Genomic DNA, 23,721 nt, shown 5'->3' with positions numbered 1-23,721 from the left:
CTCACCGCACAACATCCGAGCACGATAGCGAAGAGACCCAGCCCAAACCATGCTGACCGTTTCTCTGCCCTGCCGCTCCAGCCCTCCCGGCTTCTCCCCCCCCCTGCATTTCCACTCAAACTTGATCTGACACAACACGCATAGTCCCCGCAGGCATCAAGGTCAGCTTTTAACCAGCGATCCCAACCGCATGTCCAGTGATCCCCTTGCGCCGCCCGTGCTGCGCCTGACGCTCACGCGCGACCCTCTCGCCAGCGCCGGCGACTGCCCCGCCGCGCCCGGCTGGCACGCCGAAACCCACGTGCTGTCCAGCGCGCGCGGCATCGGCAGTTGCCGCACCGTGCTCGACATCGGCCCCGACGACGTGGTGCAACTGCTGCTGTGCGACGGCAGTTCGCTGCTGGCGGGCAGCCTCGACCTGCCGCGCTACCTGGGTCCGGCCACGGTGGCGCGCGACGGTGCGCCCGCCAGCATCGAAGTGGGGCTGGCCCTGCGCCCGCAGGCGGCGCGCCAGCCGCCCGGCGCCAGCCGCGACGGCCTGGGCGCCTGGATGCTGCGGGCCGTGCGCGTGTACCGCTGCGGCGCCGCCGCCATGACGGCGCTGGCGGCGGCGGGCGCCTTCCAGGACCGCCAGCTGGAACAGCGCCTGGGCCTGTACCGCTGCGGCATCGAGGCGGGCAGCATGACGTCTGTCGCCAGCCTGCCCGCCGGGCCGGAACCGGTACTGCTGCTGTTGCACGGCACAGCCTCGTCGACTCAGCGCAGCTTTGGCGGCCTGTGGCACAACGGCCTGGCGCCGCAACTGGCGGCGCAGTACGGCAACCGCATCTACGGCTATGAACACCGCAGCCTCAGCGACAGCCCCATCGAGAATGCGCTGGCCCTCGTGCGCCAGTTGCCGCACGGCGCCGTGCTGCACCTGCTGGCCCATTCGCGCGGCGGTCTGGTGGGCGAATTGCTGGCGCGCGCGCAGCGCATCGACAGCCGCGGCGCCGTCGACCTGGCCGGCGACGGCCTGGAGCGGTTGAGCGAAAACACGGTGGGCGGCGAAGCGTTCAACAGCCACGATATCGAACATTTCACGGCGCAGGCGCGGCTGGGCGGACGCGGCGGCTACGACGAGGATGCGGCGCGCCTGCGCGCACTCAGCGTGGAACTGAAGACGCGCGCCATCCGCATCGCCCGCTTCGTGCGCGTGGCTTGCCCGGCGCGCGGCACCACCCTGATGTCGGGCCGCCTCGACCGCTGGGCCAGCGTGATGTTCAACCTGCTGCTGCACGGCGGCGTTCCCGATGGCGCCATGGCCTTCCTGCTGGCCGTGGTGCGGCAGCGCTGCGACGCGCGCATCCTGCCCGGCCTGGAAGCGATGATGCCCGACTCGCCGCTGGTGGCGCTGCTCAACGCGCCCGACGTGCGCGTGGCCAGTCCGCTGCACGTGCTGGCCGGCGCCTGCAGCGGCGATGGCTTGCTGGGCTGGCTGGGCGACTGCCTCGGCGACCAGCTGTACGGCGGGCAGAACGACCTGGTGGTCAATTGCGCCTCGATGGCCGGCGGCGCCACGCGCAGCACGCCGGTGCGGCAACTGCTGCTGCGCGGGCCGCACACGCACCACATGAACTACTTCGAGCGCGCGCCGTCCAGCCAGGCCGCCGTGCGGGCGCTGACCGGCGACGAGGCAGCCTACCAGCCGCTGCCCGGCATCGAGCACGGCCCGCTGGCGCGCGGCGGCGAAGTGCCGAAACGGCGCGCGCACGCGCCCATCGTGCTGCTGCTGCCCGACATCATGGGCAGCCATCTGCAAGTGGGCAGCAACCGCATCTGGTTCGACCCCGTCAACCTCGTCGAAGGGCGCATCGAACGCCTGGCAGTGGGCCAGCCGCACATCGTCAGCGCCGGCTGGATCGAGTCCTGCTATGAACCGTTTGCCCGTTTTCTCGCGCAAAGCCAGGAAGTGCGGCCCTTTACCTATGACTGGCGCCTCTCGCTGCAGGAGTCGTGCCGCGCCTTCCTGCCCGTGCTCGACGACGCCATGCGCGACGCGGAACAGCGCGGCCAACCGTTGCGCATCGTTGCCCACGGCATGGGCGGGCTGGTGGCGCGCCTGGCCCTGAAAGACCGCTGGCAGCGCTTCGGCGCCCTGCCCGGCAGCCGATTGCTGCAGGTGGGCACGGCCAACCGCGGCACGCAGGCGATGGTGCAAGTGCTGCTGGGGCGCGACCGGCTGGTGCAGATGCTGGCGTGCTGGATAGGCTGGAAGCACACGCGGCGCCAGTTTCTCGGCTTCGTGCGCGCCTTTCCCGGCGTGCTGGACATGCTGCCGTGGCCGCAAACGGCAGGCGGTGTCGATTATTTCGACGCCAATACATGGGCGCAGCTGGCCGCCGGCGACGCGCAAGCGAACCTGCCCGGCGGCTGGCAGGCGCCCGAGGCCCAAGCGCTGGCGGCGGCGCGCGCCACCGTGGCCCTGCTGGAAGCGGCACCGCTCGAGGCCCGCCTTTGCAGCTACCTGGCCGGCTGCGCCGCCACGCCGGTGGCGCTGCGCCTGCGCGACGGCGGCATCGAGACGGCCTGGTCGCCGGACGGCGATGGCCGCACGGCCTGGCAAGGCGCGGTGCCCGACGGCGTGGCGGCCTGCTACCTGCCGGTCGCGCATGGCGATCTGCTGCTGCAAAAAGACTACTATCCGGCCATCGCGCAGCTGCTCGACAACGGCCATGCCGCCACCCTGCCGCGCCACCCGCCGCACGCGCCCGGCGGCGCCCCGCCCCGCTTTCATCCCTACGTGCCAGAGGCGACGCCGCTGTACCCGCAGCCGCAGGAATTGCTCGACGCGGCCATCGGCGCCGCCGGCCCGGCCAGCGCGCCGGAAAGCCGCGCGCCGCAGCTGAGCCTATCCGTCATCCACGGCAGCATGGCCTCGGCCGACGCGCCCGTCATGAGCGGCTGCTACGCGTCCGAATCGCTGCGCGGCAGCATGAGTTTTCTCGACCGCCTGCTGGCGGGCAAGCTGCAGGAAATCCACGCGCTGGGCCGCTTTCCGCAGCGCCCCGACTCCGCCCTCGTGGTGCTGCAGCCCGATGCGGCGCGCCGTCCCGGCGGCGCCATCGTCATCGGCCTGGGCGCGCTGGGCGAACTGACGCCGGGCGAACTGGCGCGTGCCTTTGCCGGCGGCCTGCTCGAATACGCGTGCGTCTGCCTGCAGGTGCGCGCCGCCGGCCACGTGGCCGCGCCGCCGATGGGTGAACACGGCTTGCGCGTGGCCAGCCTGCTATCCGGTTCCGGCTACGGCGGCTTGAGCATCGCCCTGTGCGCGCGGGCCCTGATCGACGGCGCGCGCAGCGCCAACCGGCGCCTGGAAGACGCGGGCATGGCGTGCCGCATCGGCCACATCGCCATCTATGAACAGTCCGAGGCGCGCGCCATCGCCGCCGCCGTGGCCATCGAGCAGATCATGGCCGAAGCGCGCTACCAGGGCAGCTTCACGTTCGAGCGGCGCATCCGTCACAGCCCGGGCGGCTACCGGCGCATCCTGCCCAGCCTGAGCGGCGACAATGGCTGGCGCCGCGTGCAGATCGTCGCCGCCGACCTCTCCGGCGCCCTGCGCTTCACCGTGCTGACGGACCGCGCCCACAACAGCGTCGACGAGGAGCCGAACCAGCGGCAAGCCGTCGATGGCCTGATCATGGATGCCACCGACAACACCACCGACCAGCCGGGCCTGTCGCGCGCCCTGTACGAACTGATGCTGCCCAATGGCCTGAAGGCGGCCATTCCCGAAATGCGCGGCCTGATCCTGGCCGTCGACCAGAGCGCCGCCATCTATCCGTGGGAACTGATGCGCGACGAGGCGGGCAGCGAGGAAAGCCCGCTGTCGACGCGCATCGGCATGGTGCGCCAGCTGGCCAGCCTGCGCGAACAGCCGTCCGCCGTCAGCCCGCCCAGCAACAGCGTGCTGGTGATCGGCGACACCGATTCCGGCCTGCCCGAACTGCCCGCCGCGCAGGCCGAGGCGCAGGACGTGGCGCACATGTTCGGCACGTACGGCTACCAGGTGCGCGAGCTGCTGCGCCCGCAGGCCCAGCGCGTGCTCGTGCACCTGTTCGACGAGCGCTATTTCGCCATCCACCTGGCCGGCCATGGCGAAGTGGCCGGCCCCGGCATCGCCCATACGGGCCTGGTGCTGGGACCGAAGACGCGGCTGACGGCGGCGCAGGTGGGCAAATTGAAGCGCGTGCCGCAATTCGTCTTCATCAATTGCTGCCACCTGGGCGACATGCGCCCGGACGCCATCGCGCCATGGTCGAAACTGGCCGCCAGCCTGGCCACGGCCTTCATTGAAATGGGCTCGCAGGCCGTGATCGCGGCCGGCTGGCGCATCGACGACCAGGCCGCCAGCATCTTTGCGCACAGCTTTTATCACGCCATGCTGAGCGGCGAATATTTCGGCGACGCCGTGCGCCTGGCGCGCGAAGCGGCATACCTGCAGTTCCCCGCGTCGAACACCTGGGGCGCCTACCAGGCGTATGGCGACGACCGCTACCGCTTTCCGAACACCCAGAGCCGGCCCTGGCAAGCGCCCGACTACCACTACCACGGCCATTTGCTGGCCGACCTGGAAACCCTGCACGCGCGTCTGGCCGGCGCCGATCCTGGGCGCCGCGCGGCCATCGAGGAAAAGCTGGGCAGCATCGAGGAAGCCGTGCGCGCGCGCTTCTTCGGCTGCGCCGACATCCGCGAAAACATGGCCGCCACGCGCGCCGGCCTCGGTGGTCTGGAGAACACCCTGCGCGCCATCGAACATTACCGGGCGGCGCACAGCGCGGCCGACGGCAAGGTGGGCTTGCGCGCGCTGGCGCACTGGGCGGAACTGGAAATACGCCAGGGCGCGGCCCTGTGCGGCCTCGATGCGGGTGCCGGCATCGAGGTGCCGGCCGTGCCCGATATGGCGCAGGGACGCCAGTTGCTGCAGGATGGAAAACAGCATATCGACCTGCTGGTGGCGCTGGCGCCCACGGCACAGCGCCTGGCCCTGCTGGGACGCTACTGGGCCTTGCAGGCGCGCCTGGCCTGCCGTGAAGGGAACTCGGGCGCGCCGGCCCTGCGCGCCATGACGGATGCCTGCCTGGCCGCGCTGGAAGAAGCGCGGCGGCGCAGCGGCGTGGCCGACTGCGACCTGATTTTTCAGGTGCTGGCGGGTGCCCTGCTGCTGAAAGCCCATGGCGACGGCGGCGCCTGGCGCGCGCTCGACCCGCAGCTGGGCGACTTGCTGCACGACGCCATCGCCTATGCGCGCCAGCGCCACGCGGACGAACACCGCGCCATCGATGCCGGCGCCCCCGTGCGCGCCGCCCTGCTGGCGGCCCTGTGGCAGGTGCCGGACGGCCAGCCCTTCGACGCGCCCGCGCGCGCCGCCTTTCTGGCCCTGTACCACGACGCCGTGCGGCGCCACGGCAGCATCGGCGAACCCGAAACGATCACGACGCCGCTGCGCTTCCTGCTCGAACTGCTGCCATCCGACAGCCCGGACACCGCCTTGCGCAGCGCCGTGCAGGCGCTGGCCGGCCAGCTGCAGGCATCATTCCCCGCTATCAGCCAGGTACTACCCCGTAGTGGCGCGCATAGCGTTCGTCCAGATTCGCCAGCGGCATCATCATGAACATGTCGGCGCTTTCGAAATCAGGATCCCATGCCGGTTCGCCGCAAATCCAGGCGCCCGAACGCAGATAGCCCTTGATCAGCGGCGGCACTTGCGGCTTGTGCGCCGCTTCCACCTGGTGGATGGGGAAAGGCAGGTGCGGCGTGACGCGGTATTCGCTTGGGGCCATGTGCTTTTCGGCCAGCGCCTGGTACACGGCGACGGCGTTATGGCCGCCATCGGCCAGGCTGATGCTGGCGCAGCCGACCAGGTAGTCGCAGCGCTCGCGGCGCATGTACTCGGCCAGGCCCGACCACAGCAGCATGATCACGCTGCCGCCCCGGTATTTCGGGTGGATGCAGGCGCGGCCCGCTTCGACCATGCGTCCGCGCAGGTTCTTCAGGCGGCTCAGGTCGAACTCGTTTTCCGAATACAGCCGGCCGATCTTGGCCGCCTTGGCCGCGCTCAGCACGCGGTAGGTGCCCACCACTTTCAGGGTATCGGCGTCGCGCACGATCAGGTGATCGCAGTGCGCGTCGAATTCATCGCTGTCGAGGCCATCGGCGTTGGCCAGCGACGTCAGCCCCATGGTCTCGATAAACACTTTGTAACGCAAACGCTGCACTTCGCGCAATTCCGACGCTGTCGTGGCCTGGCTCAGCACCAGTTGGACCGGACGGGCCTTGGCTTCGTTTGATGCGATTATGTTTTGCATGGTTTCATCCCTGTGATCAAGACGACTCCAGCGTACTTGCCTAATATGTCAGGAAAATGACAGCCGAATGTCATTTCCGTGACGCAAGTCAATGTCATTCGGGGATCGTGCATAATTACCACACTCGCCCAGCCGAAAGAGCCCATGAAAGACCAGGACGCACCGCACATCACGCCCTACACCAAGCCGGCCGCCGGCTGGGACGCCCTGAAACACGTGGCCATCAGCCTGCGCCAGGAGCGGGTCGCGCCCGAAAATCTGAAGGCGCTGCTGGCGCAAAACCAGCCGGACGGCTTCGATTGCCCCGGCTGCGCCTGGCCCGACCGCAACCACGCGTCCACGTTTGCCTTTTGCGAAAACGGCGCCAAGGCCGTCGCCGCCGAAGCGACCAGCCGCCGCGCCGGCCCCGAGCTGTTTGCCAGCCATACCGTCACGCAGCTGCTGGAGCAATCGGACTACGCGCTCGAACAGCACGGCCGTTTGACGGAACCGATGGTGTACGACACTGCCAGCGACCGCTATGTGCCGATTTCCTGGGACGACGCCTATGCCCTCGTGGGGCGCCACCTGCGTGCCCTGCCCGACCCGGACCAGGCCGCCTTCTACACGTCGGGGCGCGCCAGCAACGAGGCCGCCTTTCTGTACCAGCTGATGGCGCGCCTGTACGGCACCAACAACTTCCCCGACTGCTCCAATATGTGCCACGAGGCGACCAGCCGCGGCTTGCCGGCCACCGTGGGCATCGGCAAGGGCACGGTGACCCTGGCCGACTTCGAACTGGCCGACACCATCCTCATCTTCGGCCAGAATCCCGCCACCAACCACCCGCGCATGCTGGGCGAACTGCGCGACTGCGCGCGCCGCGGCGGCAGCATCGTCTCCATCAATCCCCTGCGCGAACGGGGCTTGCAGCGTTTCATGGACCCACAAAGCGCGCTGGAAATGGCGACCCTGGGCAGCACGCGCCTGGCCGGCCTGTTCGTCCAGCCGACGCTGGGCGGCGACTTCGCCCTGATCAAGGCCGTCGCCAAACGCGTCGTCGAGCATGACGATGCGGCGCAGGCGGCCAGCGCGCCCGCCGTCATCGACCATGCTTTCATCGTTGAACACTGCAGCGGTTTCGACGCCTTCCGCGACGACCTGCGCGCGGAAAACTGGGAACTGCTGGTGCGGGAGTCGGGCGTGGCGCGCGCGCAGATCGAGGCATTGACCGACATCTTCGTCAAAGGCCAGCGCATCATCGCCACCTGGGGCATGGGCCTGACGCAGCACAAGCACAGCGTGGCGGCCATCCGCATGCTGTCGAACCTGATGATGCTGCGCGGACAAATCGGCAAGCCGGGCGCCGGGCTATGTCCCGTGCGCGGCCACTCCAATGTGCAGGGCGACCGCACGGTGGGCATTGAGGAAAAGCCGACGGCGGCCTTCCTCGACCGCCTGGGCCAGGTGTATGGTTTTGCGCCGCCGCGCGCGCATGGCCACGACGTGGTGGCCACCATCGCAGCCATGCAGCGCGGCGAGGTAAAAGTGTTCATTGCGCTGGGCGGCAATTTCGCGGCCGCCACGCCCGACACGCCGCTGACCTTTGCCGCCCTGCGCCAGTGCGCGCTGACGGTGCAGGTGGCCACCAAGCTCAATCGCAGCCACCTGGTCATCGGCAAGGAAGCGCTGCTGCTGCCCACCCTGGGGCGCACGGAAATCGACGTGCAAGGCGGCGTGGCGCAGGGTGTGACGGTGGAAGATTCGATGAGCATGGTGCATATCTCGTACGGCCGCAATGCGCCCGCTTCACCGCAGCTGCGCTCGGAAGTGGCCATCGTGGCCGGCATGGCGGAAGCAACGGTGGGCAACAGCCTGGTCGACTGGCGCGCCTATGCGGCCGACTATGCGCGCATCCGCGACGACATCGAAAAGGTGTTTGACGACTTTTACGACTACAACGCCAGGGTGGCGCAGCCGGGCGGCTTTCACTTGACGGTGGCGTCGCGCGAGCGCGTATGGAAGACGGCCAGCGGCAAGGCCAGCTTCCTCGTCGCCCCATTGGATCTCGATACGCCGCTGCACCGCGCTAGAGCGCGCCACGGCGAGCGCCTGATGGTCCTGATGAGCACGCGTTCGCACGACCAGTACAACACCACGATCTACGGCATGGATGACCGCTACCGGGGCGTGTACGGCACGCGCAAGGTCGTCTTCGCCAATGCGGACGATATCGCCATGCTGGGCTTTGCCGATGGCGAGCTGGTCGACTTGATCGGCGCCTGGGACGATGGCGTGGCGCGCCGCGCCGACGGCTTTCGTCTCGTCGCCTACGACATCCCGCGCGGCTGCCTGGGCGCATATTACCCGGAGACGAACGCGCTGGTGCCGCTGGCCAGCACGGCCGACGGCGCCGGCACGCCCACGTCGAAGTCCGTGCCCGTGCTGCTGGAACGCAGCGGAAGCTACAAGGTGACGCCGGGTGTGTAATCGACGTAGGCATCCTGGCGGCAGAAACCCGCCAGCTTCATGCCCGCCTGCGTGGCGATGGAAATGGCCAGCGAACTGGGGGCGGAGATCGTCGCCAGCAGCGGAATCTGCATGCGCGCCGCCTTGCGCGCCAGCTCGTAGCTGCCGCGGCTGGACAGGAAGACGAAGCCGCGCCGCATGTCGATACCGTGCAGCGCGAGGTGGCCGATCAGTTTATCGAGGCCGTTATGGCGGCCGACATCCTCGAACACGTGCACGATATCGCCATCGGGCGTGCACCACGCGGCCGCGTGCACGCCGCCCGTCTCCCGCATCAGCGTCTGGTGCTCGCGCAAGCCGGCGGAGGCACGCGCCAGCGCGGCCGGCAGGTCGACGCGGATCAGGGATGGCGGCAGCGGCGCCGGCTGCAAGTCGAGCATGTCGATGCTGTCGATGCCGCACACGCCGCAGCCCGTGCGGCCCGTCAGCTGGCGGCGCCGGTCCTTCAGGCGCACGAAATCTTCCTGGGCGATGCGCAAGGCCACTTCGGCGGAGTCGGGACGCAAAAATACTTCGCAATCGAAGATGGCATCGGCGGAAGCGACCACGCCTTCCGTCAGCGCGAAGCCGTAGGCAAACGCTTCCAGGTCGCGCGGCGTGGCCATCATGACGACGTGGGAAATGCCATTGAAGACCAGCGCGACGGGGATTTCCTCGGCGACGTGGTCGATGGCGGGGGTAGCAGCGCCCGCCTGGTGGCGGACGATGGCGCGCTCGACGAAGCCGGCGCGTTCGATCTCTGTATCTTCTGACATGGCAACCATGGGGAACTTTCACAGGCCCCATGGTAAACCAGAACGGCCAGGCAGGGGGCGGCCCCTGCCCGCGCCATCAATCCTTCTTCGGACGGCCCGTTTTCAGCTGCGGCAAGCCGGCCAGCACATTTTGCAGGGTGGCCAGGTCGATCTGGCTGATCAGCGCCACGCCGATGCGCAGCAATTCGCTTTTCTTGATTTCGAAACCGGCCTTCAGGCAGGCTTTCTTCACCTGGCCCAGGACTTCGTATTCCGCTTCCGGCATGGTGAAGCTGTCGCGCACCAGTTTCGGCTTGCGGGCTTTTTCCTTGACGGCGGCGACCTTGGCGGCCGGCGCTTTTTTCGCTTGCGCAGGCTTGGCGGCTGGTTTGGCTACCGGTTTGACGGCGGCTTTCGCTGCCGGCTTGGCGGCAGGCTTTGCGGCGGGTTTCGCAGCGACTTTGGCCGCTGGCTTGGCGACGACGGCCTTGGCCGCCGGCTTGGCGGCTGGCGCCTTGGCAGCGGCAGGCTTGGCGGCGACAGGTTTCGCTGCTACTGGCTTCGCTGCTACTGGCTTCACTGCTGCCGGCTTCGCAGCGGCAGGTTTGGCGGCCACTGGCTTGACGGCGGCTTTTGCCACCGGCTTGGCTGCGGGCTTTACTGCAGGCTTGGCGGCCGGTGCGGCCTTGGCCGCTGCCGCGTTGATCGAGGCGCTGGTGGGGAACATCGAAACGGACGCGGTGTCGGCTTTTTTCGCCGGGACGGTTTTGCTCATGGATTTTCCAATCTAGTAAATAATATAAACAATATATACTGTTTTTTGAAAACTTGCTTGCCACACATCAAGTCATGCAATGGCATGACCCAATGACCCCTTACGCGCTGGCGCGGATGGTGAAATCGACCCCCACCTCGTCCCAGAACTCCTGCTCCTTCTCGATCCAGAACGACACGGTCGGATGGTGCGCCACCCAGCCGCGCTTGATATCGAGCTCGATGCGGTTCTTCATGCGCAGGCGCAGTTCGCTGAAATCGGCTTCAATGCGCGCATGCATGAGCAAAATCGACAGGCGCAGCGCCAGCACGGCCTTGGCGAAATCGGGGTCGGACAGCACTTCGCCGATCTTGCGCAAATTGCCCTTCTGCGCCAGGATCAGCCGGCTCATGGTCTTCTGTTCGCGCGTGGTAAAACCGGGCAAGTCCGCGTTTTCCACTATGTAGGAGGCATGCTTGTGGTAGCCCGTCTGCGACACGGCCAGGCCCACTTCGTGCAGCAGACTGCTCCAGCGCAGGCATTTCACGAGAGCGTCGGACGTGGGCTTGAGCTGCGCATACATGGCCAGCGCCTGCTCGGCCACCCTGCCGGCGCGCTGCTGGTCGATATGGAATTTCTCCATGCAGCCCTGCACCGACTGCTCGCGGCGGTCGCGCTTGGTCGAACGCAGGTACAAATCCCACATCACGCCCATGCGCAAACCCGCCTCGATCGGCGTCATGGCGGGAATGGCCAGTTCGCGGAACAGGCCGATCAAGATGGCCAGGCCGCCGACGATGGTGCTGGCGCGGTCGGGCCGCAAGCCGGGCATGTCGATGCGGCTCGTGTGACCGAGTTCGATGAAGCGGCGCGCCAGCGCGTCGAGGCTGGCGCTCGTGAGCAAGCCGTCACCGAGCTTGTTGCGGGCGATGATGTCGGCGATGGTGCGGATGGTGCCGGAAGAGCCGTAGGCCGTCTTCCAGTGCTGCGGATGGTATGGCGGCGCGGCATCCTCGAAATGGCTGCGCGCCGACAGGATGGCCGCCTCGAACGACGGCGCGTCGATGCGCCCGCCGATGAAGAACGACAGGCTTTGCTTGACGGTGCCCAGGCTGAACGACTCGACCCGCTCGATATCGTTGCCGCGCCCCAGTATCAGTTCCGTCGAGCCGCCGCCAATATCCATCACCAGCCGGCGTTCGCCGGGTATGGCCAGCGCATTGGCCACGCCCATGTAGATCAAGCGCCCCTCTTCCTCGCCCGAGATGATCTCGATCGGGTAGCCGATGGCTTGCTCGGCCAGCGGCAGGAAGACGGCGCCGTTGCGCGCCACGCGCATGGCCGACGTGGCCACCACGCGCACGGCATCGAGTTCGAAGCCCGCGAGGATGGCGCGAAAGCGCTGCAGGCAGGCCAGCGCGCCCTGCATGGCCGCGTCGGTCAGGTCGCCATTGGCGTCCAGGCCGGCGGCCAGGCGTATCGGGTCGCGCACGCTCTTGACCACGCGGATCGTGTCGCCATCATGCTTGCCGACGTGTAAACGAAAACTGTTGGACCCCAGGTCCACCGCTGCATACATACTGGCCTCTTGTCTTGTCATTGCTGTGCCAACTGGAAAAATTGGCGAACTCAGTTGCTAAACTATATAAATCATTTAAACGATTTAAAAATCCTACCACACTACCGCCATCGTATGACAGCGGCGTGACAGGATTGTGACAAAACGGCAGCCGTGCGGCAGCTTACGGCACGATGGTGGTGAATAAATATACCGCGAAAATCACCAGATGCACCGTGCCCTGCATGACCGTGGTACGGCCCGTGCCCAGCGACAGGGTAGCCACCATCAGCGACAGCAGCAACAGCACCGTCGACTTGATATCGAGCCCCAGGGTAATCGTCAGGCCCGTGGCCAGCGACACCACGACCACGGCAGGTATCGTCAGGCCGATGCTGGCCAGCGCGGAACCGAGCGCCAGGTTCAAGCTCGTTTGCAAACGGTTCGCCCGTGCGGCGCGCACGGCGGCCAGGCCCTCTGGCAGCAGCACGATGGCGGCGATGACGATGCCGACCAGGGTTTTCGGCGCGCCCATGGCGGCAATCGCCGTCTCCAGCGCGGGCGCCAGCGACTTGGCCAGCAGCACCACGGCGCCCAGGCACACCAGCAGCGCACCGGCGCTGATCCAGGCGACGGCGGGCGTGGGCGGCGCCGCATGCACCTCCTCGTCGCCGACGGCTTCCTTGGGCAGGAAGTAATCGCGGTGGCGCACGGTCTGCACCAGCACGAAGGTGCCGTACAGGACCAGCGAAATGACGGCAATGAAGATCAGCTGGCTCGAATTGTAGTACGGGCCGGCGGCACTCGACGTGTAGTTCGGCAGCACCAGGGTCAGAATGGCGATGGCCGCCAGCGTGGCCAGCGAAGCGCTCACGCCCAGCAGGCCGAAGGTCTGTTCGCGGTGGCGCCCGGCGCCCAGCAGCAGGCAGATGCCGACGATGCCGTTCAGGATGATCATGATGGCGGCAAACACGGTGTCGCGCGCCAGGCCCGTCGTTTCCGGTCCGCCGGCCAGCATCAGCGAGACGATCAATGCCACCTCGATCAGGGTCACGGCCAGCGCCAGCACCAGGGTACCGTACGGTTCGCCGATGCGGTGCGCCACCACTTCCGCGTGGTACACGGCGGCCAGCACGCTGCCGATCAGGCCAGCGACCAGCAGGATCTGGTAGGCGCCGCCGACATTGAAAGTGGAACCGAACAGGAACAGCCAGCCGGCAAGCGGGGCGGCAAGCGGCCATACAGGCAGGGATTTAAGTATTTTCATTATGGGCCTGGCAAGAGTAAAAAAGGGGAACTGCGGTGCGGACAGCAAAGGACAACAAGGGCAGCCTGGCGTGCATGCCACAGCATAACTTGCCTAGCTTAAATGAAAGTTAGGGGATACACATGTTCCGGTGACGGCGCCCCCGCGCCTGGTTCACCATTCAATCACCTTGCCGCGGTGCACCTGCCTGATACCAGCAACTATAGTCCCTTTGGTAACATGCCGTTGCAATTTCCTTGCCTTTTTGCTTCCGGCTGCCGTCATAATGCAGGGTCCGCCTTCCCGGCACCGACCAAGGACAGACCATGATTTCCCTAAACAGCACAGCCATGCGCGCGTTCTTCTTCACGGGCAGCTTGCTGTGCGCCGCCGCGCACGCGGACACGCCGCCAGCGGACGCCGCGCAAGTTGACGCGGACTGGGCCACTGCGGCCGCGCCGGCAACAGCGTCAGAGTCACGCTGGCAAGACAGCCTCCCGCCCGCGCCGCCCGTGGCGCCACGCGAAGAAAAGATACTGCCCAAGAGCGAATGGCTGACCGTCGAGCCGATGAAGGCGCCCGACCGGCGCTGCGATCCGGGCCTCGATGCCCTGTTCCTGCCCAAGGAATGCGGCAAGGAACCGAGCTGGCTGGGCTCGCGCAAAAAGTAAGCTGATAAAAAGTAAGCTGATTTACACGTCCAGGGTGCTGGCGCCCTGCGCTTCCACTATCCTGTTGCGGCCCGCCTGCTTGGCCGATTGCAGCGCCTCGTCGGCCCGCTTGAACAGGCTGACGGTGCTGTCTTCGGCGCGGATGGTGGTCACGCCCAGGCTGGCCGTCAGCTGCAGCACGGCGCGCTCCGTCTTGACGGGCAGCGCTTCGACGGCGGCGCGAATGCGCTCGGCCACCATCATCGCATCGACCAGGGTCGTGCGCGGCAGCTGGATGGCGAATTCGGCGCCGCCCAGGCGGCCCATCAGGTCACTGTCGCGTAGTTGCTGACGGCAGGTGTCGACGATGGTTTTCAGCACCGCATCGCCTACGGGATGGCCATAGCTGTCGTTGACTCGCTTGAAGTGGTCGATATTGAGCACCACCAGCGCCGTCGGCAAACCGGGCCGGCGCGCCAGCGCCATCCATGGCGCCAGCGCCTGGTAAAAACCGCGCCGGTTCGGCACGCCCGTGGCCGCATCGAGCACTTCCAGACGCGCCAGCTCGCCGCCCAGTTTTTCACGCGACAGCAGCAGATAGCCGAAGGCGTTCGTCAGCATCATCAGGTACAGGGCGCCGAAGCCGGCCAGCTGCATCAGCTCCGCGTCAAAACCGGGGACGGCGGCGGCCAGCACACCGCGCGCGGCGATCAGCAGCGACAGGATGCCCATGCTGACGACGAGGAAGCGGCGCAGCATGCTCGCCTCGCGCCACTTCAGGCACAGGGCGGCCACGCCGGAGAGGAAGAAGCCGGCCACGATCAGCGAACCGCCGGCGCTGCGCAGCAGCGGCGCCACGTCGAACAGGTAGCAAGCGGCAAACAGCGCCACCGACAGGCCCAGCGCCGGCAGAACGGTGCGGCGCCAGCCGCTGCGCCCGGCCGCCTGCCACAGCGCGCCCGCATCGAGCGCCATGCCGGCAAACAGCAGGCTGTTGCCGAGCAGGATGGAGAGGAAATCGGGCAGCACGCCGCGGAAATACAGCAGACACCAGGCCACGGCCTGGCATTGCTTGGCCACCGCCCAGGTGGACATGCTGAGCGACTTCTTGCGCTCGTACTCGAAGAAGAACAGGGCCGCGCACAGGCTCAGGTTGCCGAGCGCCAGGGCCAGTACCAGGGTCTTGATATCCATGGGCTACGCGATCGATGCGCAGGCGCGGCGCGCCAGATCAGATTTCGTGTTCGACATTGGTGCTGCCGTCGCCGATCTTGCTGGCCCACGCCTGCACGAAATACTGCTTTTCCACTTCGCTGGGCGCCTCGTGCCAGAACACGATCAGGGTGCCCTTGTGGTCGTGAATCTGCGCCACTTTTTCAATGAATCCGACATTGGCGGCCTGGTCGGCCAGCGCCGCCGCGTAGCCATACACGCGCGTCAGCCGCTCGATGCGGTCAGGCTCCGTGAAACTGTTCGTCGCCGTAATGATGGGGTGATCCAAAAACATGCTTGTCTCCATGGTGCCCGACTGCGCGGCCGTGCCGCCGCGCGCCGTACATATACGCATGCTCGGCGCGGATTAATCGGGTATGCTCACGGGAGCTTATCAGATTTCTCTGAATGCAACAAAGCATCTCCCCCAGCCTACTCAGCGAAGTCGTCCCATGCCGGAAAACAAAAGCACCACCCCACTTGCCCCGCAGGTGCATACCTGTGGCGACCGGCGCCGCCTGGAATTCCAGCCCGGCATGATCCAGAGCGAAATGCTGCTGTCGCGCCCCGACCATCTGCTGCTGCGCTATGCGCGCGCCATGATGTGCTTTACCCTGTTCGTGCCGCGCCCGCGGCACATCCTGATGGTGGGACTGGGCGGCGGTTCGCTGCTGAAATTCTGCCACCGCCACCTGCCCGACACGCGCATCACGGTGGTGGAACTGCGCGCCGACGTGATTGCCCTGCGCGAGCAGTTCATGCTGCCGCCCGACGACGCGCGCCTGCGCATCATCGAGACGGATGCCGTCAGCTACATCCGCCAGCATCCGGGCTGCGCCGACGTGCTGCTGCTCGATGGCTATGACGAAACGGGCTTGCCGCCCGCCCTCGGCAGCGCGCGCTTCTATGCGGACTGCCTGCGCGCCCTGCTGCCCGGAGGCGTGCTGGTGGCCAACCTGTTCAGCTATGACGAGCACTACCCCGCCATGCTGGCGCGGCTGATGCTCACCTTCCGCGGCGCCGTCTGCCACTTCGACGGCATCGCCGGCAATAACCGCATCGTCTTCGCCGCCAAGCCCGGGCAAGGCCAAGGTACCGACGGCCGCGCCGTACGCGTGGTGCGCCTGGTGCGCTGGCGCCGGATGGCCGGCCTGGCATTCCTGAACCGCTTTCTGCCGGCATGGCAATTGTGGCGTTTGCGCCGCCAGTCTGGCGCCGGAAGCGACTGAAAGTCGTCTTCCCCGGCCATAGATATTGTTGCTTATTTGCAGTGTTTTGGTGCAAAATCAGCATGCTGGATGTGGTTTATGACAAACTACGGCCTGCGTGGGGCCGGCAGGCGCCGCCGAACCCAAGTGTCCATGAAGTGAGATAGGAAAAACCATGCTGCGTGGCCGCCTGCCATTGTCGATTTCCGCCGCGGCCGCGCTGACCTTTGCCTGCGGCGTCAGCGTGACGGCCGTGCTGTTCGCCGCCATCAGCCAGCTCGAATACGACAAGATGAGCCTGAGCCTGCAGCAGCGCGCCGGCGCCAGGGTGGCCGCCATCGAGCAGGGACTCGACGATGCGGTCGAGGTGCTGACCACGACGAACCAGCTGTTTGCCGCCGTCGTGCCCGTCACGCGCGAACAGTTCCACGACTTCACCACGCCGCTGCTGCGGCGCCACCCGTTCATCCAGGCCTTCAATTTCCACCGCGTCGTGCCGCATGCGCAGCGCGCCGCATTCGAAGCGGAGCTGCGGCGCATCGTGCCCGACTACGCCATGACGGAAATGCGCGATGGCGTCGTCGTGCCCGCAACGACGCGCGCCAGCTACCTGGTGGTGGACTACCTCGAACCCTTGCAGGGCAACGGCCCCGCCTTCGGGCTGAACGTCAGCCCGAACGGGGTGCTGGCGCGCGCGCTGGAACAGGCGATCATCAGCGGCCAGACCACCGCCACCGGCTTGCTGGCCCTGGCGCAGGGACCGCAGCAAGGCTTCGTCATGGTGCATCCCGTGTACCGCCACGGCATGCCCCTGCAGACGGTGCAGCAGCGGCGCGCGGCGCTGATCGGCGATACGGCGGCCGTCATCCTGGCCGGGGAACTGGTGCAGAAAATCCTCGCCGGCGCCGACCTGCTGGGCGACCCGCAACTCGAACTGAGCGTCTACGCGGACGCCAGCGCCGACCCGCGCCAATTGATCTTCCGGCATGGCCAGGCGCCCGCCGATGAACGGGGCGGCGCCTGGGAATCCTTGCCCCGCTGGCTGCACTTTGCCTACCACAACCATTATGACCGGGCCTTTGCTTCCGCCGGCCGGCCCTGGCACGTGCGCGTGGTGGCCCATCCGCGCCCCTTCCTGGCCGACCACCTTGGCTCCCTGTTCACCCTGATCACGGGCTTGCTGTTCAGCACACTGACGGCCGCCTTCGTGCAATCGCTGACGCAGCGCTCGCGCCGCGTGCAGCTGCTGGTGGAGCAGCGCACGGCCGACCTCAAGCGCAGCAACGAGCTGCTCAGTGCCGACGTACGGGCGCGCCAGCGCACGGAGCGCGCCCTGCAGGAAAGCGAAAAGCGCTTCCGCCGCCTGCTGGCCCTGTCCTCGGACTGGTACTGGGAACAGGATGCCAACTTCTGCTTCACCCACATCACCAGCGGCTTCACGGACAAGTCGAACATGCCGCTGGAACGCTTCATCGGCATGACGCGCTGGGACAACAACCCGGAAATGCGCAACTCGCGCTGGGGCAAGCAGCATATCGCCAACCTGGAAGCGCACCTGCCCTTTTCCAACCTCGAATATGCGATGCACGACCGCGATGGTCAGCTGCGCTGGTTCAGCATCAATGGCGAGCCGCTGTTCAACGAACTCGGTGAATTCCGCGGCTACCGGGGCACGGGTTCCGAAATCACGGAACGCAAGCTGGCCGAGCAGCAAATCCAGCACATCGCCCACCACGACGTGCTGACGGGCTTGCCCAACCGCGCCCTGCTGCGCGACCGCCTGGCGCAAGCGATGGCTCTGTCGCGCCGCAAGAACCGCGCGCTGTGGGTACTGTTGATCGACCTCGACCGGTTCAAGTTCGTTAACGACAGCCTCGGTCACAAGGCTGGCGACCTGCTGCTGAAAACCATCGCCACGCGCCTGCAGGCCAGCCTGCGCGAAAGCGATACGGTGGCGCGCCTGTCGGGCGACGAATTCGTTGCCATCCTGTGCGAACAGGCGGACGAAGTGCTCAGCAGCGCCATCGTGCAGCGCGTGATGGATGCCGTGGCCCAGCCGGTACTGTTGGATGGCAAGGAATTCTTCGTCACCTGCAGCATCGGCGTGGCCGTCTACGACATCTCGCGCTACGACGTGCCCGGCGACGTGACCCTGAATGGCGAGACGCAGAACCTGATCGAGCAGGCCGACATCGCCATGTACTGCGCCAAGAAACAGGGCCGCAACAACATCAAGTTCTACACGACGGCCATGAACCAGGCCACCCTGGAGCGCCTGCGCATCGAGACGGCGCTGCGCAACGCGCTCGAACGCGAACAGTTCGTGCTGCATTACCAGCCGCAGGTGGACCTGGCCAGCGGGCGCATCGTCGGCGTGGAAGCGCTGCTGCGCTGGCAGCATCCGGACCTGGGCATGGTGGCGCCGCAGCGCTTCATCGCGCTGGCGGAAGACACGGGCCTGATCGTGCCGATCGGCGCCTGGGTCATGCGCGAAGCGTGCGCGCAGGTGAAACGCTGGCATGCGGCGGGACTCGATACCTTGCGCCTGGCCGTGAACCTGTCGGCGCGCCAGTTCAACGAACCGAACCTGGTCGCCACGATCGCCGAAGTGCTGCTGGAAACGGGCTTGCCGCCCGCCTGCCTGGAACTGGAACTGACGGAAAGCCTGTTCATGCACGACGTGGCGCTGGCCGTCAGCCAGCTGCACGACATGAAGGCGCTGGGGGTGCAGCTGTCGATCGACGACTTCGGCACCGGCTATTCCAGCTTCGCCTACCTGCGCACCTTCCCCATCGACGTGCTGAAGATCGACCGCAGTTTCGTCGGCGACGTGGCGCGCGACGCGGACGACGCGGCCATCGTCGTCTCCATCATCGCTCTGGCGCACAACTTGAAACTGCGCGTGGTGGCCGAAGGCGTGGAAACGGCCGAGCAGCTAGATTACCTGCGCCGCCATGGCTGCGACGAGGCGCAAGGCTATTACTTCAGCCACCCGCTGCCGGCGCACGAAGTGGAAGCGCTGCTGCATACGGCGGTGCAGGACAGCGGCGTCCTGTCCTGAGCGTACGGCGCGGGCCTTACAGCTTCTGCTGCAGGAATTCGAGGAAGCAGCTGATGCGCTGCGCCAGCTGCGTGTTGCGGTAGTAGACGGCGTGAATCTGCTGGCGGTAGCCTGTATAGAACGGCTGCAGCACTTTCACCAGGCGGCCGGCCGCGATGTCGTCCTTCGTCATGAAGTCGGACAGGCAGACGATGCCCTGGTCCTGCAGGGCCAGCTGGCGCAGGGTTTCGCCGCTGGAGGCGGCCAGCGCGGGCACGATCTGCAGGCTGTTGCCCGCTTCGTGGCGCAGCGGCCAGTTGTTGCCCAGGTCATACTGAGCAAAGCCCAGCAGCGCGTGGCCGGACAACTGTTCCGGCGTGGCCGGTTCGCCATGGCGCGCCAGGTAGGCGGGCGTGGCCAGCACGTGCAGCGGGCTGGCAGTCAAGGCGCGCGCATGCAGGGTCGAATCGACCAGGGCGCCGATGCGGATGGCGATGTCGGTGCGGTGCTCGAGCAGGTCGGCGATCTGGTCGTTGCTGGTCAGCTCCAGGCGGATGTCCGGATACATGGCACGAAATTCGGCCACGTGCGGCACCACGCAATGGAGCATGAAGGGCGAGGCGGCATCGACGGAAAGACGCCCGGCCGGTTTCTGGCGGCGGATGCGGATCGACTCTTCCACGTCTTCCATCGAGGCGAGAATGGCGCGCGCCTTGTCCAGGAACAGCTGCCCTTCTTCCGTCAGCTCCATGCGCCGCGTGGTGCGGGTCAGCAGCGAGGTGGCCAGCTTGTCTTCCAGTCGCGACAGGGCGCGGCTGACGCCCGACGTGGTTTGCCCCAGGTGCACGGCGGCCGCGCTCAGGGTGCCGCTGTCGATGACGGTGACGAAGATTTTCAGGTCGTCCGAATTGATATCCATTGTTGCCTTATTATTGTCGCATTGTTGCGCGATCTTCACATATCGCGCCATTATAATGGAACCAAGGCAACAGTGAGGGCAGGCAACAACGTCAGGCAACGTAGAACAAAATGGCGACAAAATGGCAGCTACTGCCGGCCAGCACGAACAGATGCCAGATGCCGTGGCCATGGCGCAGCTTGTGGTCGGTGGCATAGAAAGCGATGCCGCCCGTGTAGCACAGGCCGCCCGCCACCAGCCACAGGAAACCGTTCCACTCGAGCGCCGCCAGCAGCGGCTTGATGCCGACGACGATCAGCCAGCCCATGGCCACGTAAATTACGAGCGACAGGATGCGCGCGCCTTTCGCGTACACATATTCCTGCACGATGCCAAACAGGGCCAGGCCCCAGACGACGCCGAACAGCGACCAGCCCCACGGCCCGCGCAGGGTCACCAGCATGAAGGGCGTGTAGGTGCCCGCGATGAGCAGGTAGATGGCGCAGTGGTCGAGCCGCTGCAGCACGGCCTTGGCCTTTCCGCGCACGCTGTGGTACAGGGTGGACGTCAGGTACAAGGTCAGCAGCATGGCCGCATACACGCTGCAGCTGACGATTTTCCAGGGGTCGCCCGTGCGGGCCGCCACGACGATCAGGATGACGCCGCCGATGGCCGCCAGCGCGGCGCCCACCGTATGGGAAATGCTGTTGAAGCGTTCGCCGTGGTACATGGCTTAATACCGCTTTGCCAAGACACAGCAGACACCCGGGGTCAGACCCGCCGGGTCTGACCCCAGCTTTACTCTGCGGGGTTCAATCAAGCCGCTTCCGCCTTCTTGCGCGCGGGACGGCGCGCTGGCGTCTTGCGTGGCGCCTTGGCCGGCTTGTCTTCGGCCACGACAGCCACTTCGACCGGAGCAGGCTCGATGGTTTCGACCACGGCATCGACCGCCTTCTTGGCAGGCTTCTTCGCCGCTGCCGCCTTGCGGGCCGGCGTGCGCGGCTTGGCCTTCGGCTTCGCTTCGGCGACGGCTTCCACGATCGCTTCAACTACCGGCTCAGGCATGGCTTCCACAGCAGCGACTTCGACAACTTCGGCGCGCGCTTCGCGGGCGCCATCGCCATTCTTGCGGCCGCCACGGCCATTGCGGCGCGAACCGCGCTTGGCGTTGCCTTCTTCCGCCACCACCTCGGCGGCGGCTTCGGCTACTTCGTGTTGTACTTCCGGCTGCGGCGCCGGCGCATACTGCTCGACGACTGTTTCGACATCGGCCACCGGCACGAAGGCCTGTGGCGCGGACTCGCCACGGCGCTGTTCATTCTGCTTGCGGCCGCCACGGCCATTGCGGCGCGAATCGCGGCGGCTGCCGCCTTCGCGCTGATTGCCCTCTTCCGCCGCCACGCCGGTCTCGCCGGTGACGATGGCTTCGCTGGCGACTTCCCCGTTCACGGGCGCGGCGACAGGCACCAGGCCGCTGCTGCGGTAGACATAGGCGCCCGATTTTTCATCGCGGCCAAATTCCAGCAAGCCGCGCGTCTGCGCTTCTTCCAGCAGGTTGCCGAAGGTGCGGAAACCGTAATACGATTCGCTGAAGTCCGGCTTGCGGCGCTTGATCGCTTCTTTCAGCATCGAGGCCCAGATCTTGCCGCTGTCGCCGCGCTCCGAGACCAGCGCATCGAAGGTGGCAACGGCCATTTCGATCGCTTCCGTCTTGCGCGACTCGTATTTTTCCTTGCGGCGCACTTCTTCGTCGGGCGAACGCTTGGCGGCCGGGGTTTCGCGCGCATCGCGCTTGGCGGCCGTGCGGCGGCTCTCGCGCACCAGGTCATCGTAGAAAATGAATTCGTCGCAGTTGGCCACCAGCAGGTCGGAAGTCGACTGCTTGACGCCCACGCCGATCACCTGCTTGGCGTTTTCGCGCAGTTTCGACACGAGCGGCGAAAAGTCGGAATCGCCGCTGATGATAACGAAGGTGTTGACGTGAGCCTTGGTGTAGCACAGGTCCAGCGCATCGACCACCAGGCGGATGTCGGCCGAATTCTTGCCCGACTGGCGCACGTGGGGAATTTCGATCAGCTCGAAGTTCGCTTCGTGCATGGTGCCCTTGAAACTTTTATAACGGTCCCAGTCGCAATATGCCTTCTTGACAACGATGCTGCCCTTGAGCAGCAAGCGTTCGAGGATGGGCTTGATATCGAATTTTTCGTAATTTGCATCTCGCACGCCGAGCGCAACGTTCTCGAAGTCGCAAAACACGGCCATGCTGAGGTTTTCTGGGGATGACGCCATAAGGGTGAATTCTCGCTGATGATAAGGGCGGACGGGAAGCGCAACGCCTCCCTTTTCCCCTAGTATATTCGCCCATCCCCCGTTTCGGCGACAACTATCGTGCGCGGCAGCCTATTGCGCGCCGCCGGCGGCGCTCGCGCTGGCGCCGTCGACGGGCCAAACGACGCTTTCATCGACCGAATACAGCTGGCACGGCACGCTGCTGCGCCGCTGGCACGAAGCGAGCGCACGCACATCGGGGCTTTCGCCCTCCTCGGCCCAGGCCCAGGCACCGCTGGCCGACAGGGCGAAGGCGCGCGGCGCGGTTTTCTCGAGGAAGTCGCGGTAGCCCGCACGCCCCTGCTCTTCCAGATAGGGCACGGCGGCGATATCGTCCTGCGGCGCGAAATGCGTGGCGGGCGGCGACGGCGCATCGGCCACGCGGTAGACCTGGCGCACCGGCATGCCGATTTTCTGCAGGAAGCGCTCGGTGGCCGGCAGCCACACGGCCACCCCGTCGCGGCTACCCAGGGTCAGGTGGGCATCGCGCTTGAACGGGCCATAGGCGACCAGTTGCGCCTGGCCGCCGGAACCCGTGAACGAGCGAAACAGCCGCTGCGCCAGGACCGGCCCGAAATAGGAATCGTTGGCGCCATACAGCCACAGGCTGGGAATATGGTTGTACGCGCCCAGGGTGGCAAAGGTCTTCGCCAGCGCCCCTTGCCAGTCGCAGCCGGGCATGTCGACGCGCAAGCCGCCGGAAAAATTGAGCACGCCGCGCACGCCGGGCACCACCCGGGTGGCCAGCGCCAGCGCCGCCATGCCGCCATACGACTGGCCCGCGACGACGATGCGCTGCGGGTCGACCCAGCTCTGGCGGCGCGCATATGCGAGCGCGGCCAGCATGTCGCGCGCCTGGCCCTGGGCGTTGCCCAGCATGTCGCAGCCGAAATCGCGGTAGGCCCCCGTGGAACGGGCAAAGCCGGCGCGCATGGGCAGCATCACCGCATAGCCGCGGCGTACGAATTCCGTGGCCATATAGATAAAGCGCTCGCGCTGCTGCAGCCGGGCCGGGCCGACCTGCTTGCCATGATTCATCAGCAGCAGGGGGAACGGGCCGGGGCCGGCGGGACGAAACACCGTCGTCTCCAGCACCTCGCGCAAACCGTCGCCGGCCGGCACCATGATGACTTGCTCGTTCAGGCGAGCGTCGAGCGGCAACGGCGAGGGGACAAGCTGGGCTTTCAGTGGCAGACAAGGCAGGCTGAGCAGCAAACCCAGCAAAATGGGGCGAA

Annotated in this window: 16 protein-coding genes; 5 read left to right on the top strand and 11 right to left on the bottom strand. The window is 66.6% G+C overall.

Annotated features, from left to right (window positions below; all coding sequences use genetic code 11):
* Positions 1-190: 190 nt before the first annotated feature.
* Positions 191-5,656, top strand: coding sequence for a DUF7379 domain-containing protein (locus MRBLMS1_RS12880; RefSeq protein WP_485879651.1), 5,466 nt, complete (start codon positions 191-193; stop codon positions 5,654-5,656).
* Here the strand turns inward: MRBLMS1_RS12880 and MRBLMS1_RS12875 are convergent.
* Entirely contained in the window at positions 5,589-6,350 is a 762-nt protein-coding gene (locus MRBLMS1_RS12875; protein WP_034757395.1) for a GNAT family N-acetyltransferase, read from the bottom strand. The two genes, MRBLMS1_RS12880 and MRBLMS1_RS12875, sit on opposite strands and share 68 nt — an antisense overlap.
* A 144-nt stretch (positions 6,351-6,494) precedes the next feature.
* Here MRBLMS1_RS12875 and MRBLMS1_RS12870 point away from each other — a divergent pair, with 144 nt between their 5' ends.
* Positions 6,495-8,819: an FdhF/YdeP family oxidoreductase gene (locus tag MRBLMS1_RS12870; protein ID WP_485879650.1), complete on the top strand. Its 2,325-nt coding sequence runs from the start codon at positions 6,495-6,497 to the stop codon at positions 8,817-8,819.
* Here the strand turns inward: MRBLMS1_RS12870 and fdhD are convergent.
* From fdhD to MRBLMS1_RS12850, 4 genes are all read right to left on the bottom strand, one after another.
* Positions 8,795-9,622, bottom strand: coding sequence for a formate dehydrogenase accessory sulfurtransferase FdhD (gene fdhD, locus MRBLMS1_RS12865; RefSeq protein ID WP_485879649.1), 828 nt, complete (start codon positions 9,620-9,622; stop codon positions 8,795-8,797). The two genes, MRBLMS1_RS12870 and fdhD, sit on opposite strands and share 25 nt — an antisense overlap.
* Positions 9,623-9,689: 67 nt before the next feature.
* Entirely contained in the window at positions 9,690-10,367 is a 678-nt protein-coding gene (locus MRBLMS1_RS12860; RefSeq protein WP_485879648.1) for a hypothetical protein, read from the bottom strand.
* Between the two features lie 100 nt (positions 10,368-10,467).
* Positions 10,468-11,925 (bottom strand): Ppx/GppA phosphatase family protein, encoded by a 1,458-nt coding sequence (locus MRBLMS1_RS12855; protein ID WP_139092521.1) that lies wholly within the window; start codon positions 11,923-11,925, stop codon positions 10,468-10,470.
* A gap of 163 nt (positions 11,926-12,088) precedes the next feature.
* The gene (locus tag MRBLMS1_RS12850; protein WP_485879647.1) at positions 12,089-13,171 is read right to left on the bottom strand and encodes a calcium:cation antiporter; all 1,083 of its coding nucleotides are present in this window, start codon (positions 13,169-13,171) and stop codon (positions 12,089-12,091) included.
* Positions 13,172-13,476: 305 nt separating this feature from the next.
* Between MRBLMS1_RS12850 and MRBLMS1_RS12845 the strand changes: the two genes are divergently transcribed.
* A complete protein-coding gene (locus tag MRBLMS1_RS12845; RefSeq protein WP_485879646.1) occupies positions 13,477-13,821 on the top strand; it encodes a hypothetical protein in 345 nt (114 codons plus the stop codon).
* A gap of 21 nt (positions 13,822-13,842) precedes the next feature.
* Here the strand turns inward: MRBLMS1_RS12845 and MRBLMS1_RS12840 are convergent, their stop codons facing one another.
* Positions 13,843-14,994 (bottom strand): GGDEF domain-containing protein, encoded by a 1,152-nt coding sequence (locus MRBLMS1_RS12840; RefSeq protein ID WP_485879645.1) that lies wholly within the window; start codon positions 14,992-14,994, stop codon positions 13,843-13,845.
* A gap of 37 nt (positions 14,995-15,031) precedes the next feature.
* Positions 15,032-15,307, bottom strand: coding sequence for a hypothetical protein (locus MRBLMS1_RS12835; RefSeq protein WP_034757372.1), 276 nt, complete (start codon positions 15,305-15,307; stop codon positions 15,032-15,034).
* Positions 15,308-15,464: 157 nt separating this feature from the next.
* On the opposite strand from MRBLMS1_RS12835, the gene MRBLMS1_RS12830 reads away from it, so the two are divergent.
* Positions 15,465-16,241, top strand: coding sequence for a spermine/spermidine synthase domain-containing protein (locus tag MRBLMS1_RS12830; RefSeq protein WP_485879644.1), 777 nt, complete (start codon positions 15,465-15,467; stop codon positions 16,239-16,241).
* A 154-nt stretch (positions 16,242-16,395) separates the two neighbouring features.
* Complete coding sequence (locus MRBLMS1_RS12825; RefSeq protein WP_485879643.1) at positions 16,396-19,281, top strand: bifunctional diguanylate cyclase/phosphodiesterase; 2,886 nt, start codon at positions 16,396-16,398, stop codon at positions 19,279-19,281.
* 16 nt (positions 19,282-19,297) lie between these two features.
* Here MRBLMS1_RS12825 and MRBLMS1_RS12820 read toward each other — a convergent pair whose 3' ends face one another.
* The 4 genes from MRBLMS1_RS12820 to MRBLMS1_RS12805 all read right to left on the bottom strand — a co-directional run bounded on the left by MRBLMS1_RS12820 (position 19,298) and on the right by MRBLMS1_RS12805 (position 23,647).
* Positions 19,298-20,179, bottom strand: coding sequence for a LysR family transcriptional regulator (locus MRBLMS1_RS12820; protein WP_128139726.1), 882 nt, complete (start codon positions 20,177-20,179; stop codon positions 19,298-19,300).
* Between the two features lie 91 nt (positions 20,180-20,270).
* Complete coding sequence (trhA, locus tag MRBLMS1_RS12815) at positions 20,271-20,888, bottom strand: PAQR family membrane homeostasis protein TrhA (RefSeq protein WP_128139727.1); 618 nt, start codon at positions 20,886-20,888, stop codon at positions 20,271-20,273.
* 86 nt (positions 20,889-20,974) lie between these two features.
* Complete coding sequence (locus MRBLMS1_RS12810; RefSeq protein ID WP_485879642.1) at positions 20,975-22,447, bottom strand: NYN domain-containing protein; 1,473 nt, start codon at positions 22,445-22,447, stop codon at positions 20,975-20,977.
* A 111-nt stretch (positions 22,448-22,558) separates the two neighbouring features.
* Positions 22,559-23,647 (bottom strand): dienelactone hydrolase family protein, encoded by a 1,089-nt coding sequence (locus MRBLMS1_RS12805; RefSeq protein WP_485879641.1) that lies wholly within the window; start codon positions 23,645-23,647, stop codon positions 22,559-22,561.
* Positions 23,648-23,721: the final 74 nt, after the last annotated feature.

Source organism: Massilia sp. LMS1-1-1.1, assembly GCF_040815535.1.
GTDB classification, from domain to species: Bacteria; Pseudomonadota; Gammaproteobacteria; order Burkholderiales; family Burkholderiaceae_D; genus Janthinobacterium; species Janthinobacterium aestuarii.
The sequence above is the reverse complement of the archived record's forward strand: the minus strand, read 5'-3'. Positions and strand labels throughout refer to the sequence as shown.